At 71.7% G+C, this 1,308-nt stretch carries 1 protein-coding gene and 1 pseudogene; one reads left to right on the forward strand and one right to left on the reverse strand.

Annotated elements, in window-relative coordinates; all coding sequences use genetic code 11:
- Positions 1 to 526, forward strand: a pseudogene (locus ACIA77_RS52435) (nitroreductase); the annotation flags it as partial.
- Positions 527 to 530: 4 nt separating this feature from the next.
- On the opposite strand, the gene ACIA77_RS52440 reads toward ACIA77_RS52435, so the two are convergent.
- On the reverse strand, positions 531 to 1,308 hold a 778-nt coding region (locus ACIA77_RS52440), incomplete at its 5' end, for a LiaF transmembrane domain-containing protein (RefSeq protein ID WP_395893752.1).

Genomic DNA, 1,308 nt, shown 5'->3' on the forward strand with positions numbered 1-1,308 from the left:
CACCGGTGAGGCGGACCTGGCGGCCGTTGCCAAGCTGCTGCACATCGCGGCGGAGAAGTTCCAGCGCGACAGTGCCTACCAGCGCGAGCTGTCGTTGTGGACGATCCGGGACGAGCCGGCTCACCGCCACGGCGTCGGCATTCCCGCCGGTCGCATCCCGGCGGGCGCGGTGCCGTGGGCGGGGCTGGTCCGCCACGCGACGGAGGTACCGCACTGGACCGAAATCGAGGAGCGCCTGGCGGTCGGTGTGCTGCTCGTCCTCGTCACGCTCGGCGACACCCGCCGGGACCACCTGCGGGCCGGGTACGCCTTGGAACGCGCGTGGCTCACCGCTGTCGACCTCGGCCTGGCGGGGGCTGTGCTGACCCAGCCCCTGCACGTCGACGCGGTGCGCACGAAACTCGCCGAAGATCTCGCGCTGATCGGAGTCCCGCAGGCGCTCATGCGGATCGGGCACAGCGCGGCCCCGGAACCGCCGCGGGTGCGGCGAGCGGTCGAAGAGCTCGTGCACCACGCCGAGGCTTGACTGCTCAGCTCGGTTCGTGCGCGACCTTGACCCCGCCGAGCAGGGCGGTGGCGTTGACCTTCAGGACGGGAGCATCGTCCGGCGGAGCCGCGTCGTCAGCGGTTTTGTCTTCGTAACCCCCGAGGATCGGCAGTCCACCGATCTGGACGCGCCAGTCTTCGGGCACCAGCACGTCGACGCCGCCGCAGAAGGCGAACGCGTCGACGGTCGCCTGGTCGTCGATGTGGGCGTGGCGCAGATCGAGAGCGGAGCCGCCGAGAACCGCGGAGACGTCGGCGTGGGTGAAGTGCTCAGACCGGTCCACGGTCCTGGCCCCGCCGAGCAGCGCCAGTGACTCGGTGCGCGGCTGCGGCCGGGTTCGGCGCGGCCGGAGCCCGGCGAGGACCACCACACCCGCGACGAGCAGCAAAGCCGGCCAGAACAACGTCTTCTGGGTCCACTGCAGCTGTCCTGCGAGGAGCACGAACCCGGCGACGGTGACCAGGCTTGGGCCGAAGGAGACCCGCCGCTGCGACCACATCGCCGTGAGTCCCAGCCCGATGACCGCGACCGGCCACCACCGCCCGGCTGTGGCGCCGAACTCCGCAACGCCGGCGGTGTCCAGGAGTCCCAGTACGCCCAGAGCCACCAGAACGAGCCCGAGCCAGATGCGGACCAGCTTCACCACGACCTCCTTGTGCTGCCCGCGGTCCAGCCTTCGCCGGACACCGCCGCGTGACGAGGGCCGGACCGCCTCCATCGGCACGGCAAAAGGCCGCTCCGGAACGCCGGCCGGACGGTGC

This window comes from Amycolatopsis sp. NPDC051903 (assembly GCF_044452505.1).
GTDB lineage: Bacteria > Actinomycetota > Actinomycetes > Mycobacteriales > Pseudonocardiaceae > Amycolatopsis.